At 52.6% G+C, this 24,403-nt stretch carries 20 protein-coding genes; 5 read left to right on the forward strand and 15 right to left on the reverse strand.

Annotated elements, in window-relative coordinates; genetic code table 11:
- Positions 1–56: 56 nt before the first annotated feature.
- Positions 57–2,150, forward strand: coding sequence for a TonB-dependent receptor (locus BFC18_RS13235; protein ID WP_070126019.1), 2,094 nt, complete (start codon positions 57–59; stop codon positions 2,148–2,150).
- Between the two features lie 149 nt (positions 2,151–2,299).
- Here BFC18_RS13235 and BFC18_RS13240 read toward each other — a convergent pair whose 3' ends face one another.
- The 13 genes from BFC18_RS13240 to urtA all read right to left on the reverse strand — a co-directional run bounded on the left by BFC18_RS13240 (position 2,300) and on the right by urtA (position 13,228).
- Positions 2,300–2,482: a hypothetical protein gene (locus tag BFC18_RS13240; protein ID WP_070126020.1), complete on the reverse strand. Its 183-nt coding sequence runs from the start codon at positions 2,480–2,482 to the stop codon at positions 2,300–2,302.
- A gap of 15 nt (positions 2,483–2,497) precedes the next feature.
- Positions 2,498–3,109: an urease accessory protein UreG gene (ureG, locus tag BFC18_RS13245; RefSeq protein ID WP_070126021.1), complete on the reverse strand. Its 612-nt coding sequence runs from the start codon at positions 3,107–3,109 to the stop codon at positions 2,498–2,500.
- Between the two features lie 26 nt (positions 3,110–3,135).
- Positions 3,136–3,828 carry an urease accessory protein UreF gene (locus tag BFC18_RS13250; RefSeq protein ID WP_245680384.1) on the reverse strand — a complete coding sequence of 231 codons (693 nt, stop codon included), beginning with the start codon at positions 3,826–3,828 and terminating at the stop codon, positions 3,136–3,138.
- Complete coding sequence (ureE, locus tag BFC18_RS13255) at positions 3,821–4,354, reverse strand: urease accessory protein UreE (protein ID WP_070126022.1); 534 nt, start codon at positions 4,352–4,354, stop codon at positions 3,821–3,823. Before ureE ends, BFC18_RS13250 begins: the two co-directional genes overlap by 8 nt.
- A 9-nt stretch (positions 4,355–4,363) precedes the next feature.
- On the reverse strand, positions 4,364–6,067 hold the full coding sequence (gene ureC / locus BFC18_RS13260) for an urease subunit alpha (protein WP_070126023.1): 1,704 nt from the start codon (positions 6,065–6,067) through the stop codon (positions 4,364–4,366).
- A complete protein-coding gene (locus BFC18_RS13265) occupies positions 6,054–6,392 on the reverse strand; it encodes an urease subunit beta (protein ID WP_070126024.1) in 339 nt (112 codons plus the stop codon). Before BFC18_RS13265 ends, ureC begins: the two co-directional genes overlap by 14 nt.
- 13 nt (positions 6,393–6,405) lie before the next feature.
- A complete protein-coding gene (gene ureA / locus BFC18_RS13270) occupies positions 6,406–6,708 on the reverse strand; it encodes an urease subunit gamma (RefSeq protein ID WP_070126025.1) in 303 nt (100 codons plus the stop codon).
- Positions 6,709–6,729: 21 nt separating this feature from the next.
- Positions 6,730–7,623: an urease accessory protein UreD gene (locus BFC18_RS13275; protein ID WP_070126026.1), complete on the reverse strand. Its 894-nt coding sequence runs from the start codon at positions 7,621–7,623 to the stop codon at positions 6,730–6,732.
- A gap of 6 nt (positions 7,624–7,629) precedes the next feature.
- On the reverse strand, positions 7,630–8,325 hold the full coding sequence (gene urtE / locus BFC18_RS13280) for an urea ABC transporter ATP-binding subunit UrtE (protein ID WP_070126027.1): 696 nt from the start codon (positions 8,323–8,325) through the stop codon (positions 7,630–7,632).
- Positions 8,318–9,115, reverse strand: coding sequence for an urea ABC transporter ATP-binding protein UrtD (gene urtD, locus BFC18_RS13285; RefSeq protein ID WP_070126028.1), 798 nt, complete (start codon positions 9,113–9,115; stop codon positions 8,318–8,320). The genes urtE and urtD overlap by 8 nt, the downstream gene beginning before the upstream one ends.
- On the reverse strand, positions 9,112–10,224 hold the full coding sequence (gene urtC, locus BFC18_RS13290) for an urea ABC transporter permease subunit UrtC (RefSeq protein WP_083273075.1): 1,113 nt from the start codon (positions 10,222–10,224) through the stop codon (positions 9,112–9,114). The genes urtD and urtC overlap by 4 nt, the downstream gene beginning before the upstream one ends.
- Positions 10,224–11,825, reverse strand: coding sequence for an urea ABC transporter permease subunit UrtB (urtB, locus tag BFC18_RS13295; protein WP_070126029.1), 1,602 nt, complete (start codon positions 11,823–11,825; stop codon positions 10,224–10,226). Before urtB ends, urtC begins: the two co-directional genes overlap by 1 nt.
- A gap of 116 nt (positions 11,826–11,941) precedes the next feature.
- Positions 11,942–13,228, reverse strand: a complete 1,287-nt coding sequence (urtA, locus tag BFC18_RS13300) for an urea ABC transporter substrate-binding protein (protein WP_070126030.1) — start codon at positions 13,226–13,228, stop codon at positions 11,942–11,944.
- A gap of 302 nt (positions 13,229–13,530) precedes the next feature.
- On the opposite strand from urtA, the gene BFC18_RS13305 reads away from it, so the two are divergent.
- Entirely contained in the window at positions 13,531–16,908 is a 3,378-nt protein-coding gene (locus BFC18_RS13305) for an ATP-binding protein (RefSeq protein ID WP_070126031.1), read from the forward strand.
- On the opposite strand, the gene BFC18_RS13310 is transcribed toward BFC18_RS13305, so the two are convergent.
- Positions 16,859–18,166: a DUF5690 family protein gene (locus tag BFC18_RS13310; protein ID WP_070126032.1), complete on the reverse strand. Its 1,308-nt coding sequence runs from the start codon at positions 18,164–18,166 to the stop codon at positions 16,859–16,861. The genes BFC18_RS13305 and BFC18_RS13310 overlap by 50 nt on opposite strands.
- Positions 18,167–18,224: 58 nt before the next feature.
- On the reverse strand, positions 18,225–18,983 hold the full coding sequence (locus BFC18_RS13315; protein ID WP_170826604.1) for a DeoR/GlpR family DNA-binding transcription regulator: 759 nt from the start codon (positions 18,981–18,983) through the stop codon (positions 18,225–18,227).
- 206 nt (positions 18,984–19,189) lie between these two features.
- Between BFC18_RS13315 and BFC18_RS13320 the strand changes: the two genes are divergently transcribed.
- The 3 genes from BFC18_RS13320 to BFC18_RS13330 all read left to right on the forward strand — a co-directional run bounded on the left by BFC18_RS13320 (position 19,190) and on the right by BFC18_RS13330 (position 24,372).
- Positions 19,190–21,529, forward strand: a complete 2,340-nt coding sequence (locus tag BFC18_RS13320; protein ID WP_070126034.1) for a TonB-dependent receptor — start codon at positions 19,190–19,192, stop codon at positions 21,527–21,529.
- A 91-nt stretch (positions 21,530–21,620) separates the two neighbouring features.
- The gene (locus BFC18_RS13325) at positions 21,621–23,660 is read left to right on the forward strand and encodes a phosphocholine-specific phospholipase C (protein WP_070126035.1); all 2,040 of its coding nucleotides are present in this window, start codon (positions 21,621–21,623) and stop codon (positions 23,658–23,660) included.
- A gap of 37 nt (positions 23,661–23,697) precedes the next feature.
- Positions 23,698–24,372, forward strand: a complete 675-nt coding sequence (locus BFC18_RS13330; RefSeq protein ID WP_070126036.1) for an HAD family hydrolase — start codon at positions 23,698–23,700, stop codon at positions 24,370–24,372.
- The last annotated feature ends 31 nt before the right edge of the window (positions 24,373–24,403 follow it).

Genomic DNA, 24,403 nt, shown 5'->3' on the forward strand with positions numbered 1-24,403 from the left:
TATCAGATAGTGCGCAATTGACGTAGTTTTAGCATTAAAAAAATCGAAGGAAAAAAATGAAAATCAGTTATCTTGCCCTGCTTACCTCATTGTCGTTACAGGCACCTACCTTCGTTTTGGCTGCCGACGAGCAACTAGAAAGCGGCAATGACAGTGACATAGAACATATTGAAATTTCTGGTCGCGACACTAGCTTGTTAGGCCGCGCTTCTACGGCTTCTGAAGGCATTGTCGGCAAAGAAGACATTAAACTTCGCCCTATTTTGCGCACCGGTGAAATTCTTGAGTTTGTGCCTGGCATGGTGGTGACCCAACACTCGGGCACAGGCAAAGCCAACCAATATTTCCTTCGCGGTTTCAACCTCGACCACGGCACTGACTTTGCCACTTTCGTCGACGGCATGCCGGTAAACATGCGTACCCACGGTCATGGCCAGGGCTACACCGATCTTAACTTCATCATTCCTGAAGTGGTGCAATCGTTGAGTTACCAAAAAGGCGTAAGCTATGCCGATGTGGGTGATTTCAGCGGCGCAGGCAGCGCCAGCTTTCATACCCTGAGCAACACCGACAAAGGCTTGGTAAGTGCAATCTTAGGCGAGAACAACTATGTGCGCTTTATGGCCATGGACAGCCTTGCCTTAAGCGATAAAGACAACTTATTTGTTGCCGCCGAGCGCAACACCTACGACGGCCCCTGGACAGATATCGAAGAAGATCTGGATAAAACCAACGTATTGGCAAAGTGGAGCCATGAACTGGAAGATGGCCACTTTGAGCTGACATTCATGGGTTACGACAACAGCTGGAACAGCGCCGACCAAATCCCCGGCCGCGCTGTGGATGAAGGCATTATTGATGCGCTGGGCTCGCTCGACACCACCGTGGGCGGCGAGTCTGATCGCTATAGTTTGAGCACGGAATATAGCAGCGGTAATTTTACTGCCAACGCTTATGTGATGTCCTACTCCATAAACCTGTGGTCGAACTTCACCTACTTCCTTGACGATCCAGTAAACGGCGACCAGTTCGAACAGGTGGACGACCGCACAATTTATGGCGGTAATGCGGCCTACACGTTTGAGCACAAAATTTTCGGGCACGACGCCTCCACCCGTGTGGGCGGCGAACTGCGCATCGACGATATCGACGAAGTGGGTTTGTATCACACTGCCGCCCGCGAACGCCTCGGTGCGATTCGTAGCGACAGCGTTACAGAAACCAGCATTGGCGCTTTTGTGGAAAGTACCATTCACTGGTCGTCAGACTTGCGCACGGTAATTGGTCTGCGCAATGATTACTTTGACTTTGATGTGAAAGATCGCCTCGGCGTGAATACGAATGGCGTAGATTTATCCACCAACAGTGGCAGTAACGACGACAACATGACGTCATTGAAAGGCAGCGTGGTTTACACCGTGAACGATAACTGGGAAACCTATCTGTCGGCCGGTCAGGGGCTTCACTCTAACGACGCCCGTGGCACCACCATTAATGTTGACCCGGGAACCGGAGAAACCGTTGAACAGGTAGATCCACTAGTACGCTCTACCGGGGTTGAAGCAGGTTTACGCGGTTTCGTTAACGAAAAACTCAACCTGTCGTTCTCGTTGTGGCAGTTAAAACTCGACAGTGAGCTGCTATTTGTTGGAGATGCCGGTAACACCGAAGCCAGCCGGGCATCAAAACGCAAAGGCGCAGAACTGGCGTTGTACTATCGCTTCGCGCCAGATTGGATGTTCGACTTCGAATACGCCTACACCGATGCGGAGTTCACCGACGATGCGCCGGAGGGGAATGACATTCCCGGCGCAATTAAAAACGTATTGCAAACTGGTGTATCAGTGGATTTAGACAGCGGCCTGTTCGGCAGCTTGCGAGCACGCTATTTTGGCAGTCGCCCGCTCATTGAAGATGGCTCGGTAAGTTCTGATAACAGCACCATCGTGAATCTACGTGCGGGCTACCGCGTTAACGACTGGACCTTCCAGCTTGACGTACTCAACCTCACCGACTCCGATGCCCACGATATCGACTATTACTACGCATCGCGTTTGCAGTCTGACCCTGCAGACGCTGAAATCGAAGGCCTGCATTATCACCTGATTGAGCCTCGCACCCTGCGCGCCTCGGTGATGTATCAGTTCTGACTGGGCTTATTTATACAGCGCGATACGAAGCGTCTAGCCATGTACGGTGCTTAGCTATTTAGCTAGCGCCGGCAACACAAACAAAAACGCCCGACTATGCAGGCCGGGCGTTTGGTTTTTTGCGTTCTTTGCCGGGCATGTAGCCGAGATCAGTCTTTTTTCTTGCTCAGACGTTTCAGGCCGTAAACACCGGCGCAAACCACCAGCGCAGCCAGCAAGCCGTAAAACAGGGCGTGATAGAATTCGTGGAACGTCGGGTTCAGCAGTTTGTCATCGTGGGCAAACGCCGACGCGGTGAACAGAGATGCAAATAGCGCAGAAATTTTCTTCATGGTGTGTGTCCTTATTTATTTAACCAGCATACCTTCAACCTCAATAAACCGGATGATGTCGTCAAGACCTTCACCGGCTTTCAGGTTGGTAAATACAAATGGTTTGTCGCCGCGCATCTTGCGAGAGTCGCGATCCATTACTTCCAGTGACGCGCCAACCATGTCGGCGATGTCGGTTTTGTTTATGATCAGCAGGTCGGATTTAGTGATACCCGGGCCGCCTTTACGGGGGATCTTATCACCAGCCGACACATCAATCACATACAAGGTGAGATCAGACAGTTCCGGACTGAAAGTAGCGCTCAGGTTATCGCCGCCACTTTCCACCAGCACAAAGTCGAGATCCGCATGGCGCGACTGCAGCTCGTCAATGGCCGCCAGGTTCATTGAGGCATCTTCACGGATTGCTGTATGCGGACAACCGCCGGTTTCCACACCGATGATGCGATCTTCTTCCAGCGCGCCGTGACGGGTAAGAAACTGGGCATCTTCGTGGGTGTAGATATCGTTGGTGACTACTGCCATGTTGTATTTTTCACGCATGGCCGAGCACAATGCCCGCAGCAGTGCAGTTTTACCTGAACCAACCGGGCCGCCAACACCTACGCGTAATGTCTGTTTTTGCATTGTTTCTGAGTCCTTATGATCGACGTCTATGATCGAAATAGTCTTGAATATTGCTGTTCGTGCCAGGCGCTCGCCATGGCCATTGACGGCATGGACTGACCGATATTCTCCGGCGCAACCTGGGCTGCAATATCCAACGTATCGGCGATATTGCGAGTAAGACGAAACAACAAGTTCTGGCCATCGGTCTGGCCAAGTGGAATAAGTTTGGTGCCCGCTGCCACCTGATTGTCCAGCAGCGTCCACACGTAACCGCTGAGACAGGCTGGTAAATCCAGACCGAACAAATGGGCGGCCAGCGCGAACTGACTGATAAAGCAGTCTGCATTGCGGGTTAGCACCCAGTCAGCAGCAGAGCCTTCTGGCTTGTCGGCGAGATTTTTCAGCAGGCGTTTTAACGCTTTGCCCATGGCCTGTTCAGCCAGCAGGATTTCTTCGCTTTCGCGAGTCGCTGCAATCCAGGCATCGCGATGTTCAAAGTCATCGGCAGCGTTATTACTGATGGCTTCATACTGCAATTTCAGCATGGGCACGTCGGCATGGGCCACACTGCTTTTCAACAGTACAGTGAGCCATTCTTCCAGCGCAGCCGCTGAATTCACCCAGCCCCGCTCAACCGCCTGTTCCAGCCCCTGCGAAAACGAGAAACCACCCACCGGCAGGTTCGCGCTGCAAAGCTGAAGCAGTCGTGCTGATTGCAGGGCACTGAGATCAGTCATGGTCATGCCCATGGGAGTGACTGTGAGCGTGGTCGTGAGAGTGCGAGTGACCGCGCCCGTGTGAATGATCGTGGTCGTGCGAGTGGCCATGAGAATGTCCCCCCACCTGATACGCACCGCTCTCCGGATCGAATACCGCCGGGGTATGATCCAGCGCGAGTCCGTACAGGGTCGCCAGCTCACTCAGCACGTGGTCGGGCTGGAAACGCAGCCAGCGCTCCCCCACCTGCAAGCGGGTGTGACGATTGCCCAGGTGATAACACACTTTGGAAAACGTTAGCCAGTCGTCGGTACTGGCGGTAGTAACAGGCTCTTTCGCGCCTTTTACCTGAATCACTTTGCCACAGGTACTTTTCAGGCATTCGTCTACCAGCAGCGGCTTGCCGCGCTCAATAAAGATGCCGATGTCACTGCCGCCATCGGTAACAGTTTTGATCCGCGCTTTCTGGCGGGTGTCGAAATCCAGCGTTACCGTATCGTCGATATCGCCGTGATAATGGTTCAGGCGTTCCTGAAATGTCAGCATAAAACTCTCTTAAAACAGGCTGTAACGCTGGGCCAGCGGTAATACTTCCATGGGTTCACAGGTAAGCAACTCGCCATTGGCGCGCACTTCATAAGTCTGTGGGTCCACGGTAATATCCGGCTGCCAGTCGTTCAGCTTCATATCATTCTTGGTAATGTTGCGGGTGTTCTTACAGGCAATCAGCTGGCGGCGAATGCCGTACTGTTCACCAATGTTATTGTCCAGCGATGCCTGCGACACAAACGTCACCGAAATCTGCGACGCTGCACTGCCAAAACTGCCGAACATAGGGCGGTAATACACCGGCTGTGGCGTGGGAATAGAGGCATTGGCATCGCCCATGGGCGCAGCAGCAATAAAGCCGGACTTCAGAATAAGGCTGGGTTTAATGCCGAAAAACGCTGGTTTCCACAGCACCAAATCGGCCATTTTCCCCACTTCCACCGAACCCACTTCCTCAGACACGCCGTGGCTGATAGCCGGGTTAATGGTGTACTTGGCCACGTAGCGACGGGCGCGATAGTTATCGTTGCGCTCGGAATCTTCCGGCAATGGCCCGCGCTGCACTTTCATTTTGTGGGCAGTCTGCCACGTACGACAAATCATCTCGCCTACCCGGCCCATGGCCTGACTGTCTGACGCAATCATGCTGATAGCGCCTAAGTCCTGCAGAATGTCCTCAGCAGCAATACTTTCCTTGCGGATACGGGAATCGGCAAAGGCTACGTCTTCTGGAATAGACGGGTCGAGATGGTGACACACCATCAACATGTCTAAGTGTTCATCGATGGTATTAACCGTGTAAGGCCGTGTGGGGTTAGTGGACGACGGCAGCACATTGGCCTCGCCACAGGCACGGATAATGTCCGGCGAGTGACCACCACCGGCACCTTCGGTGTGATAGGTGTGGATAGTACGGCCTTTGAACGCGCCCAGGGTATCTTCGAGGAAACCGGCTTCGTTCAGGGTATCGGTATGAATGGCAATCTGCACGTCATAACGGTCGGCTACCGCCAGACAGTTATCAATAGACGCAGGCGTGGTGCCCCAATCTTCGTGCAGTTTCAGGCCGCACACACCGGCTTCAATCTGTTCTTCCAGGGCTTTTGGCAGGCTGGCGTTACCTTTACCAAGGAAACCGAAATTCATCGGCATGTCCTGGGTGGCCTGCATCATTTTGGCGATGTTCCACGGCCCTGGTGTACACGTAGTCGCGTTGGTGCCTGTTGCCGGCCCCGTGCCGCCGCCAATCATGGTGGTCACGCCGGACATCAATGCTTCTTCCACCTGCTGCGGACAAATGTAGTGAATGTGGGCGTCGATGCCGCCAGCGGTAAGGATTTTACCCTCACCGGCAATAATTTCCGTACCCGGACCAATCAGAATATCCACGCCGTCCTGCACGTCAGGGTTACCGGCTTTACCGATGGCAGCAATACGGCCGTTGTTCACCGCCACGTCAGCTTTCACGATGCCCCAGTAATCGAGAATTAAGGCGTTGGTGATCACTAAGTCTGGGGTTTCTTCACAGCTGAACTGGCCCTGCCCCATGCCGTCACGAATTACTTTGCCACCGCCGAATTTCACTTCGTCGCCGTAGCGGGTGTAATCTTTTTCTACTTCAATGATCAGGTCAGTATCGGCCAAACGTACGCGGTCGCCGGTGGTAGGCCCGAACATGTGGGCGTAGGCGTGTCGATCAATCTTTGCCATCGGTTGCGTCCTCTTCGTCTGACAGGGTGCCCATTACGTCACCGCGGAATCCGTATATAGTTTTTGTGCCACCAAACGGCACCAGTTCTACATTGCGTTTCTGGCCGGGCTCAAAGCGCACCGCTGTACCGGCTGTAATATCGAGACGCTGGCCTTTAGTGGCTGCGCGGTCGAACTGCAGCGCCGGATTCACTTCATAAAAATGGTAATGAGAGCCCACCTGAATGGGACGGTCGCCGCTGTTCACCACGGTGATCTTCGTCACCGGTAAACCCGCGTTTAATTCAATGTCGCCTTCGTCGGTAATAAATTCGCCGGGGATCATGATGCCTCCTTGCTTACACGATGGGGTCATGAACGGTAACCAGCTTGGTACCGTCGGGGAACGTGGCTTCCACCTGAACGTCGTGGATCATTTCCGGTACGCCTTCCATGACCTGCTCGGCGGTGAGCACGGTGCGTCCGTAATCCATCAGCTCTGCCACGGTTTTACCGTCCCGGGCGCCTTCAAGAATTTCTAAGGAAATGTACGCTACGGCTTCCGGATAATTCAGTTTCAGGCCGCGGTTCAAACGCCGCTCGGCCAGCAGACCTGCCGTGAATAACAGCAGCTTATCCTTTTCTCTGGGTAATAGTTCCAACGTTCTCTCCTGAAAATGCGGTTAGGTGTACCAGATCCGCGGTGGCACCGCGTCTCTGCCAGACATCAGCGGCCGGGTTGCCGCCCATATGCGGGCGAAACATTCCCGGCAGGCTTCACTGTCGTCACCGAGGTAGCGGGTAATCACCACGCCCTGTAATTGTGTAATGGCCAGCTCACCGTTTTCATGCTCCGCTTCTGAGGCGTTGCGGGCAAGCTCCACCAGTTGTTTTGCCATGGCCGTTGAAGCAGCATGTTCGCCATTGAACAGCACCATGTTGCCCACCACGTGATGACCGGCAAGACCGATACGCGAGCGACACATGTCGTCCTGCGCTTCTACCGCAAGGCGGTCATGGAAGCGGATGCGTCCGTTGTGGTACAGGCTTAAGGTTTGCGTAAAACGGCCTTTGTCGAAAGGCTGCTGAATGTGCGGCAGACCAAGGCAGGCAATGTCCCAGCCCACAAAGCTGGCGTTGCCTTCCACGAAAATGTCCGTGGTGCTGAACGCGTTGGCGTTGGCGTACACCAGGGTTTCGTGAGGCAGATATTCCAGCCGGGCGTTATCCTGCACATAAAAGCGATTGTGCTGGCTTTGTTTGCTGGCAATACCCACGGCGTCACGGGCGCGGTAAAAACGGTTGGCACCCGGCGTGGTAAGCAGCACTTCACAGTCGGTATCAAGGTTCGCAGCAATGTTGAGTTCATCACCAGACACAATGCCAGCGGGCGGATGCAGAAGATAAAGATGGGCTGCGCCACTGCGCTCAGGATAAAAGGCGCGCTGAACGCTCAGCGGGCCTTCCCGTTTGGTGTCCACCAGACGGGTTTTGCCCTGCCTGGCTTTAAAGGTCATGTCGAGGCGGGCCAACCAGTGTTCATAAGCGGCCGCAACCTGAGGTATTGCTGTAGTCATTAATTCCTAAACAGACAGATACTGTTTCACCAGTTCATCAGTAAGCGCTGGCATTTCGCCATAAGAAACAACCTTGCCCCGTTCCATCAGATAGAATTCCTCACCGACGGCACGGGCAAATGGCAACTTCTGCTCCACCAGCACAATGGTCATGTTTTTTTCTTTATTCAGTCGCAGCAGCACATCACGAATGAGCTGTACGATATTGGGCTGAATGCCCTCGTTGGGTTCATCCAGGATCAGCATGTTCGGATTAAGCACCAATGCCCGGGCAATAGCAAGCTGTTGCTGCTGACCACCAGACAAATCACCACCGCGTCGCTGCAGCATTTCTTTTAGCACCGGAAAGTACTCAAACACTTCTTCCGGGATAGTGCGGGATTTCTGACGTTTGCAGTTCAGCGACACCTTAAGATTTTCCTCAACGGTAAGCTGACCGAAAATATGCCGTCCCTGCGGTACATAGCCCACGCCAATGTTGGCCCGGGTCTCGATGCTGCTTTTGGTCACGTCCTGATCGTTAATGGTAATGGAGCCGCTGGCCGATGGCAGCAGACCCATCAGGCATTTCAGCAAGGTAGTTTTACCTACGCCGTTACGGCCCATGATACAGGTACGGGAGCCTTGAGCGATGTTCATATCTACATCCCAAAGAATGTGACTGCCGCCGTAACGCTGGTTCAGCTGAGAAATATTAAGCATTGCCTTCTTCCCCCAGATACACCTTTTTCACTTCCGGATCGCTCTGGATGGCATCCATGGTGCCTTCTGCCAACACGCTACCTTGATGGAGCACAGTTACCGTGCGGGCGATAGAACGTACAAAGCCCATGTCGTGTTCCACTACCACTACTGAGTGTTCACCGGCCAGCGAGGTAAGCAGTTCTGCAGTACGTTCGGCTTCCGACACCGTCATACCGGCTACCGGTTCGTCCACCAGCAACAGCTTGGGTTTCGCTGCCAGTAACATGCCGATTTCCAGCCACTGCTTCTGACCATGAGAAAGCACCGATGCCGGACGATCACGATGTTCTGTTAAACCAATGGTGTGCAGAATGCGGTCGATATCATCTTTCTGCTCGCCGCTCAGGTTGTGCCACAGGGAAGTCCAAATACCTTTGTCCATTTTAAGACTCAGGTACAGGTTATCTTTTACGCTTAGCGCTTCAAATACGGTGGGTTTCTGGAATTTACGGCCAATACCTAAGCGTGAAATCTGTTCTTCGTTGTGCTGCAGCAGGTTGAACTGCTGACCATAACTTACCGTGCCGGTGTCCGGGCGGGTTTTGCCGGTGATCACATCCATCAGCGTGGTTTTACCCGCACCGTTGGCACCAATCAGGCAGCGCAGTTCGCCTTCTTTGATATACAGGTTCAGGTCGTTCAGCGCTTTGAAACCGTCGAAGCTCACACTCACGTTTTCCATGTACAGGATCATGCCATGACGGGTATCCGGGCCGGTCTGTTCCGGTGTCATCATAGCGGGTCTCATGCGGCGTTCTCCTGTGCTGTGGTGTTTTTCTTCGCAGGGAAACGTTTATCGAATAATCCCACTAGCCCTTTAGGTAACAGCAGGGTGACCAGCACGAACAAACCGCCCAATGCGAACAACCAGGCTTCTGGCATGATGCCGGTCAGACGGGTTTTGGCAAAGCTCACTACCACCGCGCCAATAATGGCGCCGTAAAGCGTGCCGCGACCACCAATAGCTACCCAAATGACGATTTCGATAGAGTTTATTGGTGAGAACTCGCCAGGATTGATAATGCCTACCTGCGGCACATACAGCGCACCGGCAATACCGGCCAGCACGGCAGAGAAGGTAAACAGAAAGACCTTGTACGACGCGGAGTTGTAACCCACGAAACGCACACGGCTTTCGGAATCGCGGATAGCGGTAATGATTTTACCGGCCTTGCAGGTCACAATGCGGTCGCACAGGTAATAGGCCGCAGCCAGGATCACCACCGTCAAACCGAACAGCACTAAACGGGTGGTATCCGATTGCAGCGAGAAACCAAGAATGTCTTTAAAATCGGTCATGCCGTTGTTACCGCCGAAGCCCATTTCGTTGCGGAAGAACGCCAGCATCAGCGCGTAGGTCATGGCTTGAGTCATGATAGACAGATACACGCCGCTCACCCGGGAACGGAACGCCATAGCGCCGAACACATAAGCCAGCAGACCCGGCGCCAGCACCACCATGGCAATCATCCACACAAAGCTGTCGGAACCCTGCCAGAACCACGGCAGACTGTCCCAGTTCAGAAACACCATAAAGTCTGGTAGTTCAGGGTTACCGTACACACCGCGATCACCAATCTGACGCATGAGGTACATGCCCATGGCATAACCGCCCAGCGCAAAGAAAGCACCGTGACCAAGACTTAAAATACCGCAGTAGCCCCACACCAAATCCAGCGCCAGTGCGAGCAATGCGTAACACAGGTATTTACCCAACAGGTTCACCGAGTAACTGCTCACATGGAAGAACGAACCTTCCGGGAACAGGGTATTCGCCAGGATCACGTAGATACCTACAATAGCGAGGATGGAAACCACCCGCTGCACGCTGCTCAGCCGCATTAATTTCGCTAACATTATTCAGCTCTCCCTTTCTGCGGGAACAGGCCCATAGGACGTTTCTGGATAAAGAACACTAATCCCACCAACACAATAATAGTGGCCAGTACCGGACCGGTGACCGGCTCCAGGAATTTGTTCACAATGCCCAATGTCATTGCTGATACCAGCGTGCCCCACAAACTCGCTACGCCACCAAACACCACCACCAGGAAGGAATCGATGATGTACGACTGTCCCAGATTCGGACCCACGTTGGTCAGCTGACTCAGCACCACGCCAGCCACACCGGCAATACCAGAACCCAAACCGAAGGTTGCGGCATCCACCCAATTGCTTTTCACACTAAGTGCACGGGCCATATCGCGGTTTTGTGCAACGGCGCGAACATGCAGACCCAGTGACGATTTCTTCAGGAAAATCATCAGCGCGAAAAACACGGTGAGAGAAAATAGAATGATGTACAGACGGTTATAGGTAACCGAGAACACCGGGTTGATTTGCAATGAGCCGCTCATCCATTCCGGTGCTGCCACCTGGCGGTTCAGTGGTGAAAACACGGTTCTCACCAATTGCTGCAGAATAAGGCTGATGCCGAAAGTGGCCAGCAGGGTTTCCAGCGGACGCCCTTTCAAAAACTGAATAACGCTCCGCTCGATGACAATGCCCACGAACCCGGAAACCAGAAAGGCCGCAGGCACCGCCATCAGCAGAGAGTATTCAATTAAACCCGGAAAGGCTTGTTGAATAACGTAAGTGGTGTACGCACCCAGCATGATCATTTCGCCGTGGGCCATGTTGATCACGCCCATTACCCCAAAGGTGATGGCAAGACCAATGGCCGCCAGTAACAGCACCGAGCCCATGCTCACGCCAAAGAAAATATTCTCTGCCCAGCCATACCATTTGCGCTGTGTTTCAATACCCGCCAGGGTAGAGTTTAGTGCATCGCGCACGGTTTCTGGCAACGCATCCCGTTGCTGCAGTTGCATTAACGCAATGCGCACGTCTGGCTGCAAATTACCACGAAGGGTATTAATCGCATCGAGTTGCTTAGATTCATCACCGCTATCGAGTTCATGCAGCGCGGCGATTGCCGACAGCAACGCATGTATGTCGCTGTCCTGCTCTTTCTGCAAACGATTCGCTAGTAGCTGAGGGGAAATCTGATCGACATCAGAAAGCAGATTCTTCACGGCTTTCAAGCGCACATCAGGGTTGCTGTCGCTGATATTTTGCTGTGCTTGCAACTGACGAATATGACTACGCACGCTGTTGTTCACGCGCACTTTACGCAGGCGAACACCCGACGGTTCTGCAATGACTTCACTGGTTAATACATCGATAAATTGGCGTTCACCCTGCACTTTCGTCATGGTGATCACTTGTTGAGAGCGTGGATGATAATACACGTCTCCACCCAGCAGATTAGTCAGCAAGATTGCCGTGCGCGGGTCGTCTTGCTCAGCAAATTTATCGAGCAAGGCAGGCAGGGTTTTGAAATTGGTATCGGGGAGTTCGGCGACCAGCTCTTCAAAGCTCTGCTCTTCGGCACCGACGTTAAACGCCATTCCCAGAAAAGACAGAACAAAGAACAAGGCCAGGAAAGGCTTAACCATGAAGATTCCTTCGCTAATACGAAATGGATGGGGTTACCACTGCGAGTTTGATTTGCTAACTGATAACCGATTCGTTCAGCGCAACCGGGAGCCAGCCCCGGTTGCCAGAGCAGGGATTATTTGGCGCCGGTACAGGCACCTTTAACCACGTCGTAGCTGCCGCAGTTCATGGGTGCACTCCAGTCAGACATCAGGTTTTTAGAGGTTTCGAGATAGTCGGACCAGGCGTCACCGCGCACGGTTCCCGGCGTTTCCCAGACCACTTCAACCTGGCCATCATCCTGAATTTCACCGATAAATACGGGCTTAGACAGGTGATGATTCGGGTTCATCACAGCAATACCGCCAGTTAGGTTAGGCGTTGCCATACCAATCAATGCGTCAGAAACGGTGTCTACGTCGGTGGTGCCAGTTTGCTCTACCGCTTTTGCCCACATGTTGAAGCCGATATAGGTGGCTTCCATTGGGTCGTTCGTTACTCGGTCTTCGTCGCCGATGAATGCTTTCCACTTGGCAATAAAGGCATCGTTCTCATCGGTATAAATGCTCTGGAAGTAATTCCATGCCGCCAGATGACCCACCAGTGGTGACGTATCGAAACCAGACAGCTCTTCTTCACCTACCGAGAACGCCACTACCGGAATGTCTTCAGCCGAAATGCCCTGATTACCCAGCTCTTTGTAGAACGGCACGTTGGCGTCGCCGTTAATGGTAGATACCACTGCCGTTTTCTTGCCGGTGGAACCGAACTTCTTCACGTCAGATACAATGTTCTGCCAATCTGAATGACCAAACGGCGTGTACTGAATCATGATGTCTTTGTCTTCAACGCCGTTGGCTTTGAGGTACGCTTCAAGAATTTTGTTGGTGGTACGAGGGTAAACATAATCGGTACCCAGCAGTACCCAACGCTCTGCGCCGATGTCATTCATCAGGTAATCAACCGCAGGAATGGCCTGCTGGTTTGGCGCCGCGCCGGTGTAAAACACGTTTTTCGAGGATTCTTCACCTTCATACTGTACCGGGTAGAACATCATGCCGTTCAGCTCTTCCACAACCGGCAGAACCGATTTACGGGAAACCGACGTCCAGCCGCCAAAGATCACGTCCACATCTTCCTGCACCAACAACTCTCGGGCTTTTTCTGCAAACAGAGGCCAGTTTGACGCCGGGTCAACCACTACCGCTTCAATCTTCTTGCCCAGCAGACCGCCTTTCTTGTTCTGCTCATCCACCATCATCAGAACTGTGTCTTTCAGTGTGGTTTCACTAATGGCCATAGTGCCGGTAAGAGAATGCAGCACACCCACTTTGATGGTATCGTCGTCTTTTGCGAACGTGACTGAGGATGCGAGTGAACTGGCAATAAGGGCCGCAGCCAGTGTCAGTTTTTTTAGTTTCATGTGATGTCCTTCAAGTTGTTCCGGCGTTTTATTATTGGCGTTTTGTGTCATCTCGACGCGAGATTGTGGAAGGTGAGCAAATCGTAAGAAGCTGCTGATTGGCGTCATACCTTATACCTATGGCTAAATGGTATGGTGAGACTTCAAAGAAAAAAATGAGTTAAATTACGTAGTTGATACTCGCGTTATTCCCATACTGTAAATGCCAAACTACGAGTATGATTTTGTACAACGCTTCGCTGACGATTTCTGCGCGGCACCTGAATGCTTATTTATCGCCATAAACCGGGCCAGAAACCTTTATGCAGCCTACTCCGAAAATAACTACCGGCCGCCGGATCTACAATAAACTCGTTGCCAACGAGATGATGGAAGACTTCGCCCTGCGATTCACTGCCATCCGTGCCCGAAAATGGTCTTACTCGCGAATTGCCAATACCGCATTGGGCATTGTGTCGTTCATGGTGCTCGAAGCAATTGGGGGGGCTATAACTTTAAACTATGGCTTCACAAACGCCGCCTGGGCAATACTTGCGCTGGTTTTCGTTATCTTTATCAGCGGCACGCCAATCAGCTATTACGCGGCAAAATACGGTGTCGATATCGACCTGCTGAGCCGGGGAGCGGGTTTCGGTTATATCGGCTCTACCATCGCCTCGCTGATTTACGCCTCATTCACGTTTATCTTTTTCGCCCTGGAAGCCGCCATCATGAGTATGGCGCTGGAGCTGCTGTTCGGGCTGCCGCTGTATCTCGGCTATGCCCTGAGTGCGCTGGTGGTGATGCCGCTGGTGACCCACGGTATTACCTACATCAGCCGGTTTCAGGTGTGGACCCAGCCAGTCTGGATTGTGCTGCAGCTCATTCCGCTGCTTTATGTGTTTAACCATCCGGATTCCAGCCTGCGTGAATGGGTAAACTTCACCGGCGATGCTGAAGTGTCGCCGGGTACGTTTAATATCTTTATGTTCGGCGCGGCGTCCGCCGTCCTGCTGTCGCTGGTAGCGCAGATTGGTGAGCAGGTAGACGTACTGCGATTTCTTCCGCCGAAGCCGAAGAACGAAGGCGCACACAAATGGTGGTTCGCACTCATTATGGCTGGTCCGGGCTGGATTATTTTCGGTGCGGGTAAACTGTTCCTCGGCTCGTTTCTGGCCTATCTGGCGCTGAAACAAGGCGTCACCCGAGATTTAGCATCAGATCCGGCCCACATGTATCAGGTGGCGTTTGGGTACATTTTTAACAACACAACCGCCAGTGTGGTCATCGCCACGGCTTTCGTGATCATCTCACAGCTCAAAATTAACGTGGCCAATGCCTACGCCGGTTCGCTAGCGTGGTCGAACTTTTTCAGCCGCATTACCCACAATCACCCCGGCCGGGTGGTGTGGATGATCTTCAACATTCTGATTGCCCTGCTTCTCATGGAGCTTGGGATTTACCAGACCATCAAAGAAATGCTGCAGATTTACTCCGTACTCGTGCTGTCCTGGCTGAGTTCGGTGGCGGCCGATTTGTTGATAAATAAGCCGTTGGGATTCAGTCCTCCCATCGTCGAGTTCAAACGCTCCAAGCTATACGACATCAACCCTGTAGGGACTTTCTCGATGTTCTTTGCCTCGCTGGTAGGCTTCGGTGCGCATTTCGGCTTATTAGGTGAATATGGTGTGGCGATGGGGTCGTTTATCGCCTTCTTTCTGCCCTTTATTACCGTTCCACTTATAGGCTACATGACACGGGGCAAGTATTATTTGGTGCCCAACCAAACCCATGCGCATCTTGAGGGCGACCAACAAGCTTGCTGCATTTGCGAACACACTTTCGACCGTGAAGACATGAGCTTTTGCCCGGCGTATCAGCAACCCATCTGTTCGCTGTGCTGTAGCCTGGATGTGCGCTGTAATGATCAGTGCCGCCCCGGCGCGACCTTGTCGGCGCAGGCGCTGGCATATTTCCGCAACCGTTTCAGTACGAAAACCATTGAAGTGCTGACCTCGCCTATTGCGCTTAGTCTTACACTCACCATGGTGCTGAGCCTGATTTCAGCCGCCATTCTGTCGCTGATTTATTTTCAGATCCCGCCGGAATCGCTGGAGCTGCGGGAAATTCAACGGGACTCCCTTTATAAAGTCTTTTTCTTCCTGCTCATCATCATCGGCGTGGTGAGTTGGCTGTTTACCCTGGCTAAAATCAGTAATAACTCCGCGCTGCGGGAGCTGCGTTCCCAGACCATGGCGCTGGCCACCGAGGTGGCCGCCCATGAAAAAACCGCCACCGCATATCAGATAGCGAAAGAAGAGGCCGAGTCCGCCAACAAAGCCAAGAGTCGTTATCTTGCAGGTCTCAGTCATGAACTGCGTACGCCGCTTAACGTGCTGCTGGGCTATTCCCAGTTGCTGTTTAAAGACGACCAGTTACCTACCCGTATACAGGGGCCGCTTAACACCATGCGCCGCAACTGCGAGCACCTGGGCGACCTGATTGAGGGCGTGCTCGAGGTCTCGAAAATTGAAGCAGGACGTCTGTCGGTACACAAAGAAGATATTCAGCTACACAGCTTTCTTGAACAGATGGTGAATATGTTCGAGCAGCAAGCTTCGTCGAAGGGCCTGGAGTTTAACTGTAGCTTCACCAAAAATCTGCCCGCAATGGTGTCTGGCGACAAACAACGCCTGCGACAAATTCTGATAAATCTGATTTCCAACGCGATTAAGTTCACCAGTCAGGGCAGCGTAAATTTCACGGTGACGTACCGCAACGAAGTGGCCCATTTTACGGTTGAAGACACGGGGACGGGTATTGCGAAGAAAGATCTTGAGACCATTTTTCATCCTTTCGAGCGGGTAGCCGGTACCGAAACGACCGTTGCCGGAACCGGTCTTGGCCTCACCATTTCCCGAGCACTGGCCGAACTCATGGGCGGTGAAATTAGCGTGACTAGCGAACCGGAAAAAGGCAGCAAATTCCGTTTAAGCCTGATGTTGCCTCGCCTGTCCAGCGAAAACCGGGAAGTGATTCTCGATGAGAAGAAAATTTATGGTTATGAAGGTGAGCGCAAGACCATCATCACCATTGATGACGAAGTGGGTCAGCGGGATTTACTGGCCGATATTCTAACGCCCCTTGGCTTCAATGTGATCAAAGCAGAGTCGGCTAAACACGGCATTGTCAGCGTAATGCAGGGCGAAGCTGACCTGTTGCTGCTGGATCTTAAAATGCCGGAAATCAGCGGCTGGGAAGTGGCGCGGATGATTCGCCAGGCGCAGAATAAAATTCCAATCATTATTATCTCGGCCAACGTGCGGGAACTGGATGCAGACGACAACGCCCAGCAGTTCCATAGCGACTATCTGACCAAACCGTTCCTCATTCCCGACCTGCTGGACAAAGTGGGTCACTGGCTGGGAATTCAGTGGGTTTACGAACAAAAACCGGAACTACCACAAGAAACTGAAACGCCAGAATCGACACTACCACCGGCAGGTAAAAACCAGTATGTATCGTTGCGTTCAATGGCGGAAATTGGCTATTTGTCTGGCTTTAATTCAAAGCTGGACGCCATCAGTGAAACCCATACTATTCCGGCCAAAGAAGCCAAAGCGCTACGGCAGTTAGCCTCAAAAATACAGTTTAAGAAAGTCGTGGAAATTCTTGATGGGCTGATTGCAGCGAGTGAATAAACCGGCGGCGAAAGTAGAATGCTGCTGCCAGCACCAGCGCCATGCCGGATACCGACACAAAGTAAGCACTGTCGACGAGAAAACGGGTCCAGCTCATGTCACCGTCAAAGCCGCTTTTAAACAGCAGAATTGCAACGCCACCGGCATAACCGGTGGCGTCTGCCACATAAATCAGAAAGCCGGCGTTGGCACGCACATTCATCAGGCTCACCAGCCTTTCAAAGATTATGCAGTTAAAAGGCACGTACGCCAGATAAATGCTGATGGTCAGAAAAATCATCCAGCTCAGGCCGGAAATGATGTGCTGCTGGTACAGTAACGCGCTTAATCCCATACCGGCAAAGCCCGCCACCACCATGAGATGATTCACCATTAGCGCGCGAAAGTGCTGCTTTATCCACATCACGCAGCCGATGAGCACCAGCACGACGAGAGAAGCATACAGCGAGGACATGGCGAAGACTCCCGGCGCATCGCCATAGCCCAGATGTTGCCAGATTTCAGCAGCAAAGTTATCGCTGAAATCACGAATGGCAGACAGCAACATGTAGGCAATAATCAGACAGGTCAGTCCGGTAAAGTACTGATTTAACAGCACCAGCCGGTCACGACGTGTCATTGGCTCGCGCACCCGTCGCTCACTGATATCCTGCGCCGAGGGCGGTGGCGTTGCCGATAGCCAGCGAACCGATAAAAACAGGGGCAGAGTAAACAAAGCGCCGGTGGCCGCCGGCATCCAGTATTCGCTGACGCCCATTTCCAGCATCAGAAACAGCCCGGCAGATTTCACCACTCCGGTGGAGATGATAAAACTCACCGACAGGATAGCGGCCAGAATTTCTGTGGTGCGCCGCCCTTCCAGATAGCTAAACACCAATCCCCAGATCATCCCAAGTGGCAGCCCGTTGAAGAACAGACCGAGCAGCTTCCAGTCACCAGGCAGTGCAGCAAAAGCAATCAGCGCCAGCTCCGAGGCCATCACCAGCAGCAGAATAGCTTTGCCCCGGTTCGCAGCGGTCATCTCAGCAATGACCCGGATTCCGATAAATTTTGACAGCGCGTAGCCCAGCACCTGAGCGATGATCAGGGCGCTTTTGAAATCCAGTCCGAACAGGGCGTCCGCCTGCTCATAGCTCGCCACCGCAAAGGGTTTGCGGAAGGCATACATGCAGAAGTAGGTAGAAAAGGCAGCGATGGCAGCGCTAAGCACAAACAGAAACCGCTCGCGCTTTGATGATGCAACACTGCATTCAGACATAGCCTGCAAACCTGCTGGGAAATAGAGGTTTGCAGTCTAACAATGAAATATGAACAATTTATTGAGGCGCGTAATCCACCGCAACGCCGGCTTTTTGCAACGCGGCAGCTAAAGGCGGCGCGGGTTGCTGTTCGCTGATAAGCACATCCACATCACCCAGTGCAGCAAACTGCACAGTGCCTGGTGCTTCGAATTTTGAAGAGTCAGTCACCACCACTTTTTTGCGTGCCAGCGGCAGCAGTGCCCGTTTAAAATCAGCCTCGTCATGACTGAAGTCCAGCCATCCCCCGTCTGCACTTACACCACCAGCAGAGAGAAACAGAATATCAGGCACATAACGACTCGCCTGGGAGATGGCTTCAACGCCGAAGGCGGCTCGATAATCCATATCCACCACACCGCCCACTATCACCAGTTTGCAATCTGGCCTGCCAGCGAGCTCTGCCGCCACTTCCAGTGAATTGGTGGTCACAGTGAGGTTTTTCTGGCTGGTTAGTGCCTTCGCCAGCCAGTAACTGGTCGTGCCGCTGTCGATGAATACCGTCATGCCGTCCTGTACCTGCTCGGCGGCTTTCAGGCCTATACGCTTTTTCACTTCTGCACTGCGATTTACCCGTTGCCAGTAAGGCGGCTCAAGCTGGGTAGCGGGTAAGCGTACGCCACCGTGGATCTTTTCCACTCGCCCCGCAGACTCCAACTGTTTGATGTCCCGACGGATGGTTTCTTCCGAAACGGCAAACTGTTTGGAAAGCTCTGATACCGACATAGAACGGTGTAATTCCACCAATTCCAGCATTGCCGTTTGCCTGTCTGTCATGAATAACGCTCCGGGATAATGATGGCGCAAGTATATCTGCTTCGCGTTTTGGCTCAAGCACAAAACCACACAAATCCACAAAATGTCACACCAATTCACACAAACTGTCATATTTCAGCCCTAGTCTGACTGCCGTCACAACGTCGGGTAGTGCCTTTCCGACCTCAAAAAGAAATCACACAGAAAACCACACACAAGGAATCGAAATGAAAAAGCTTAGCTGCTTTGCCCTTTCACCACTCATGCTTGCCATGGCCAGCGCCACGGTTGTTGCACAGGAAGCTGAAACAGAAAAACAAAAACAGCAGACTGAAGAGATTGTCGTTATTGGTCAGAAGCAAACGTTTGCTTCAAATACCGTTTCTATGGATATGATTTCCCGTCGTCCGGCTAACGCCTCGGTGAACACCGTAGTGCAGGAGCTGCCGGGCGTAATCGTGCAGGAAGCCGATACCTTTGGTTCTTCCGACTGGATGACCAACATCCGCATGCGTGGTTTTAACACCAACAATGGTCAGATTGGTACCACCCTCGACGGCATGCCTAACGGCGGTTCAGGCTACGGAGGCGGCAGTAAAGCCAACAAATTCATCGACGTGTTCGATCTTGAAACCGTTGAGGTGAGTCAGGGTACAGCCGACATCAGTTCACGTTCCAACGAAGCACTGGGCGGTACACTTAACTTTATCACCACCGACCCTATGGCAGAAGAAAACATCAGCGTGTACTACATGGCCGGTGATCAGGATGCCAGTAAGTACCGCTTCCGCTACGACTCTGGCGAAGTCGCCCAGGATACCTACTTCTTCATCAGCGGCTCTTCGTCTGAAAACAAAGACGTGTGGGATAATGCTGCGACAACCGAGAAAGACTACCTCACTGGTAAGCTCATCACCGCTTACAACGGCTACAACATTACCGCCTTCGCTACGTTCAACGATTCCAACGAAAATGAGTACGAGTATATTTCGCTGGAACAATACGCCGAGAACCCGCGTCATGATGCGCTGCACGCAAACTGGACGGGTTTGCCAAGCCTCGATGAAAACAACCGTAACGGTTGGCGCGCCCTGCGTGACAACAAATTCTACAGCCTGAAGCTAGACAAAGATTTCGGCGATTTCGCGTTTAACACCTCGGCTTACTTCCATCGCATGGATGGCCGTGGCGACTGGATCCCGCCTTATGTCACTGATGTAGACGGCGACGGCACACTGGACGCAGAATTATCTGGCGACACCCTGTACGGCGATTACAACGGTGACGATATTTACTTCGTGAATGCCGGTACCACCACGCCTGGTTCAGTAATGAGCAGCTGTACTGGCCGCTTTGGTCTGAGCGCCGCACAGGACCCGGAATGTTATGCAGGCAACGTGGAGCCGGTAAGCTCTTACCGTACCTCGAACTACTCAAACCGCCGCTATGGTCTGACCGGCGATGCAACTTACGATTTCACCACCGGCGATGTGGCGCACACCCTGCGAGCCGGTTTCTGGTATGAAAACTACGATGCCGATGTGACCCGTCAGTGGCACCTGATCAATAACCCGCAAACCAGCGTGGAATTCAGCAGCACGCCATACTGGGTACAGTACAAAACAGAAGCCAACACCAAAGAGTTGATGTACTACGTTCAGGAAAATCTGGAAGTCGGTCCGTTAGCGGCCAGCATTGGTGTGAAGCAGTTCCAGGTAGACACCACCGTAGACCATTTCTACAACGACGACCGCACGGCAGAACTGGATAACACTTCTGATCCGCTGCTATATGTCGGTGCAACTTACACTACTCCGGTAGAGGGTCTGGAAGTGTTCGCCGGTTACTCTGAAAACTACAAGTCGATCACGCCGGGAATCATCGATTCTGGTCTGTCGAACAACGAGCTTGGCACCATCGATCCTGAAACCTCCGACAACATCGAAGTGGGTTTCCGTTTCAACAACCGCGATTTCAAAGCGGCGGTAACGTTCTACGACATCAAGTTTGAAAACCGTATCGTTCAGCTCGATACCAACGTGCTGGAAGGCATCGACTATAAGGAAGAAGTCGACGGCTCATACATCAACGCCGGTGGTCAGAAGAGCCGCGGTGTGGAAGTGCTGGCGTCTTATCAGTTAACCAGCGCCCTGCGTGTATCCGGTTCTTATACCTTTGACGACTCTGAATACTTGGGCACCGGTGATGCCGGTCTGGATGCCAATTCAGGTATCGTAGCGGGTAATCAGGTTTATGGTGGACCAGAAACCTTCTACTCACTGGCAGTGGATTACATGGGCGAAGCCATGAGCTCAGGTTTGTCGTTGCGTCACATTGGTGACCGTTATATCAACTTTGAAAACAGCGCGTCTGCGCCGGCTTACGAAGTGGTTGATGCTTACATTGGTGCCGATTTCACCGACGTTGCACCGCAGCTTAAAGAAGTGCACGTTCGCCTGAACGTAAACAACCTGCTGGACCGCGAATACATTATTGGTGTGGGCACTAACAGCGTTTACCCGGGCTCGCCACGCACCGTAACCCTGACTGTTGGTGCAGACTTTTAATTAGTCAGCCCTTAATCTGTCATAAAGCAAGACTAACATTCCCCCGCCCCTTTCGGGGGAATGTTCTTTTAAATAAATTCAAGGTGATTGTATGGCCGATATTAATCGTCGTCAGTTTCTGGCCGCTTCCGGGGCAACCGGACTGTTCGCAGCCTTCCCTTCTATTGCCCGCGCCGTTTCCATTCCCGCCAATGTGAAATCCGGCAGCATTAAAGATGTGGAGTATGTGGTTATTCTGATGCAGGAAAACCGGTCGTTCGATCACTACTTTGGTACCCTCTCTGGCGTACGTGGGTTCTCCGATCCCTACCCGGCGCCAGCGAAAGCAACGGAAAAACAACAGAACAGGGATGTTTTTCTTCAGCAAAATACCACCAAAGAAGGGCCGGAATGGGTGCTACCTTTTCCGCTGAATACCCGCCAGAATTTCGCCCACATGCGGGTTGAAGGCACACCGCACTCCTGGCCCGATGCACAGGACGCGTGGGATCACGGCCGCATGAGTCACTGGCCAGATGCCAAATACCTGCACGCCATGGGCTACTTTAACCGGGACGATATGCCCTTTCAGTTTGCCCTTGCCGAAGCCTTTACGCTGTGCGATGCCTATTATTGTTCATCGCAAACCGGCACCAATACTAACCGTCTGTTTTTATGGTCGGGCACCAACGACGGCAATGCCACACACGGTGGTCCGGCGATAGGTAATTCCCACGACAATCTGCCGGAAAACGGCGGTTATGCTGAAGCGTACTCCTGGACAACCTACGTTGAGCGTCTGCAGGAAGCCGGTATCGACTGGACCATCTACCAGGACATGGCGGATAACTTTACCGACAATCCACTGGTGGGCTTCAAAGCCTTCCAGGATTCCTACGCTGGAACTCCTGACAGTGACCCCGAATTAGCCAAGCGGGCGCTCACCACCCGCGCGCTGGATAAACTTCGCGACGATGCCGCAAATGGCACCTTGCCTCAGGTTTCTTACATCATCGCCACGGCGGAAGGCTCGGAGCATCCCGGACCATCAAGCCCGGCGCAGGGTGCGGCATACATTGCTGATGTGTTAGATGCGCTCACCGCCAATCCTGATGTGTGGTCGAAAACCGCCCTGTTTATCATGTTCGATGAAAACGACGGCTTCTTTGATCACATGCCGCCGCCAGCGCCGCCATCAAAGACCACTGACGGCGAGATTGCCGGTCATTCACAGGTTGCTACGGACGGTGAATACCACCAGCATGTCTCCGAAGCAGATAAAAGCCTGGAGCGACCCGATTTGATGGGTAATCCTTATGGCCTCGGTCCGCGTGTGCCCGCATACGTGATTTCACCCTGGAGCCGCGGTGGCTTTGTGAGTTCAGAAGTCATGGACCACACTTCTGTGATCCGTTTTCTGGAGCAACGCTTCGGTGTAATAGAACCCAATATCACACCGTGGCGCCGGGCAGTCTGCGGCGATTTTGTCAGTGCCTTTGATTTTCAAACGCCGAATAAGGGCAGTTTACCGGTATTCCCCGATCCGCGTGAAGATGCCCGGCTGGCAGGCGAGCTCCCAGAGCGCACAGTGCCGGTGATACCCGGTGATATGACCATGCCACAACAGGAAAAAGGACGTCGGCCTCAGCGGCCAAACCTTTACGATATCAATGTAGAGTTGGAAACAACTGAAGGCGCTCTTACGCTGTCTTTCATTAATCGTGGCAGTCGCACTGCTGTTTTCCACGTTTACGACCGCATGGATCTGGATGCGATTCCCCGGCGTTTCACCATTGATGCTACAGGTAAGCACAACGCGTGCTGGCAAGCCCATGAGAAAAACGACCCATCGAAATTTGATTTACAGGTAATGGGGCCAGAAGGCTTTCATCGTCGGGTTTGCATAGACAAAACGCAACTTAACCAGCTTGATAAGCTAACCCTTACCGCCAATACGGAAGGTTGTTTTATTACCGCCTATGCGAAAGGCTATGCGCTGTCGCTGAATAACGCGAAACTTGCAGAGCAACCGCTGCCGGTGGGCGTAAAAGTGCCGGTACCGGTTGATGAAAATGGCCGGTATGATTTAACCCTTTCGCTGCCAGGTAGCGCCACTAGCTTTGTACAATACGCCGGTCGTTTACCGTCTTAAGGCATTGTTCAGTAGTACTTATCAACATGGAAACCCAATGTCGCAACCGGCTCTGGTCGTCTTCGATTTAGACGGCACCCTCATTGATGCAGACTGCGCCCAGGACTGGCTGACCTTTCTGAAACAAAAGAACTGGCCGGGCGCCTGCTACGCTGAAACCCGCTGTGCAGCCATAATGGAAAGCTATACCAGTGGGGAAATGGATATGCAGGCTTATATGGCTGAATGGGTTAAGCCCATTATGGGTAAGCCAGTTCACGACTTAGAGGCGTTGGCCGAAGAGTTTGCGTTTCAAACGGTTAACGCACATATCTTCGTTGAAGGTATTGCCCATGTAAAAGCGTGTCTGCAGCGGGGCGATATCGTGGTACTTATTTCCGCCAGCCCTTCGTTGGTGGTGCACCCCATTGCTCGACTATTGGGCATTAAGCACGCCATTGGCATTGATGTAGCCATTGAAAATGGCCAGTTCACCTCGCAGGCTGTTCAGCCTTTCAGCTTTGGTGCAGGCAAACTGTTGTGTTTAGAACAATGGCTTCAGGAACATCAATTAACCGGCTTGCCGCTCACCACAATGTACAGCGATTCCCGCAACGATTTACCGCTGCTTAACCACGCCCAAAAGGCCATGGTGGTGAATGCCGACCCTTTTGTGACTGAGATAGCCAGACGTAAAAATTGGGAAATTTTGTTTTGGAAATCAGTCACCTAAGATGGCTGCATATCTTTACAGAATACTCTGT

It is taken from the genome of Alteromonas confluentis, from assembly GCF_001757105.1.
GTDB classification, from domain to species: domain Bacteria; phylum Pseudomonadota; class Gammaproteobacteria; order Enterobacterales; family Alteromonadaceae; genus Alteromonas; species Alteromonas confluentis.

What these genes read in the sequence shown, in the direction of transcription:
- BFC18_RS13250 (WP_245680384.1), bottom strand. Translation starts at nt 3,828, where the DNA reads ATGACTGATCTCAGTGCCCTGCAATCAGCACGACTGCTTCAGCTTTGC.
- BFC18_RS13320 (WP_070126034.1), top strand. Translation starts at nt 19,190, where the DNA reads ATGAAAAAGCTTAGCTGCTTTGCCCTTTCACCACTCATGCTTGCCATG.
- BFC18_RS13315 (WP_170826604.1), bottom strand. Translation starts at nt 18,983, where the DNA reads ATGACAGACAGGCAAACGGCAATGCTGGAATTGGTGGAATTACACCGT.
- BFC18_RS13325 (WP_070126035.1), top strand. Translation starts at nt 21,621, where the DNA reads ATGGCCGATATTAATCGTCGTCAGTTTCTGGCCGCTTCCGGGGCAACC.
- BFC18_RS13235 (WP_070126019.1), top strand. Translation starts at nt 57, where the DNA reads ATGAAAATCAGTTATCTTGCCCTGCTTACCTCATTGTCGTTACAGGCA.
- urtE (WP_070126027.1), bottom strand. Translation starts at nt 8,325, where the DNA reads ATGCTTAATATTTCTCAGCTGAACCAGCGTTACGGCGGCAGTCACATT.
- urtC (WP_083273075.1), bottom strand. Translation starts at nt 10,224, where the DNA reads ATGTTAGCGAAATTAATGCGGCTGAGCAGCGTGCAGCGGGTGGTTTCC.
- urtA (WP_070126030.1), bottom strand. Translation starts at nt 13,228, where the DNA reads ATGAAACTAAAAAAACTGACACTGGCTGCGGCCCTTATTGCCAGTTCA.
- urtB (WP_070126029.1), bottom strand. Translation starts at nt 11,825, where the DNA reads ATGGTTAAGCCTTTCCTGGCCTTGTTCTTTGTTCTGTCTTTTCTGGGA.
- ureG (WP_070126021.1), bottom strand. Translation starts at nt 3,109, where the DNA reads ATGCAAAAACAGACATTACGCGTAGGTGTTGGCGGCCCGGTTGGTTCA.
- BFC18_RS13240 (WP_070126020.1), bottom strand. Translation starts at nt 2,482, where the DNA reads ATGAAGAAAATTTCTGCGCTATTTGCATCTCTGTTCACCGCGTCGGCG.
- BFC18_RS13305 (WP_070126031.1), top strand. Translation starts at nt 13,531, where the DNA reads ATGCAGCCTACTCCGAAAATAACTACCGGCCGCCGGATCTACAATAAA.
- ureC (WP_070126023.1), bottom strand. Translation starts at nt 6,067, where the DNA reads ATGGCAAAGATTGATCGACACGCCTACGCCCACATGTTCGGGCCTACC.
- urtD (WP_070126028.1), bottom strand. Translation starts at nt 9,115, where the DNA reads ATGAGACCCGCTATGATGACACCGGAACAGACCGGCCCGGATACCCGT.
- BFC18_RS13265 (WP_070126024.1), bottom strand. Translation starts at nt 6,392, where the DNA reads ATGATCCCCGGCGAATTTATTACCGACGAAGGCGACATTGAATTAAAC.
- BFC18_RS13310 (WP_070126032.1), bottom strand. Translation starts at nt 18,166, where the DNA reads ATGTCTGAATGCAGTGTTGCATCATCAAAGCGCGAGCGGTTTCTGTTT.
- BFC18_RS13330 (WP_070126036.1), top strand. Translation starts at nt 23,698, where the DNA reads ATGTCGCAACCGGCTCTGGTCGTCTTCGATTTAGACGGCACCCTCATT.
- BFC18_RS13275 (WP_070126026.1), bottom strand. Translation starts at nt 7,623, where the DNA reads ATGACTACAGCAATACCTCAGGTTGCGGCCGCTTATGAACACTGGTTG.
- ureE (WP_070126022.1), bottom strand. Translation starts at nt 4,354, where the DNA reads ATGCTGACATTTCAGGAACGCCTGAACCATTATCACGGCGATATCGAC.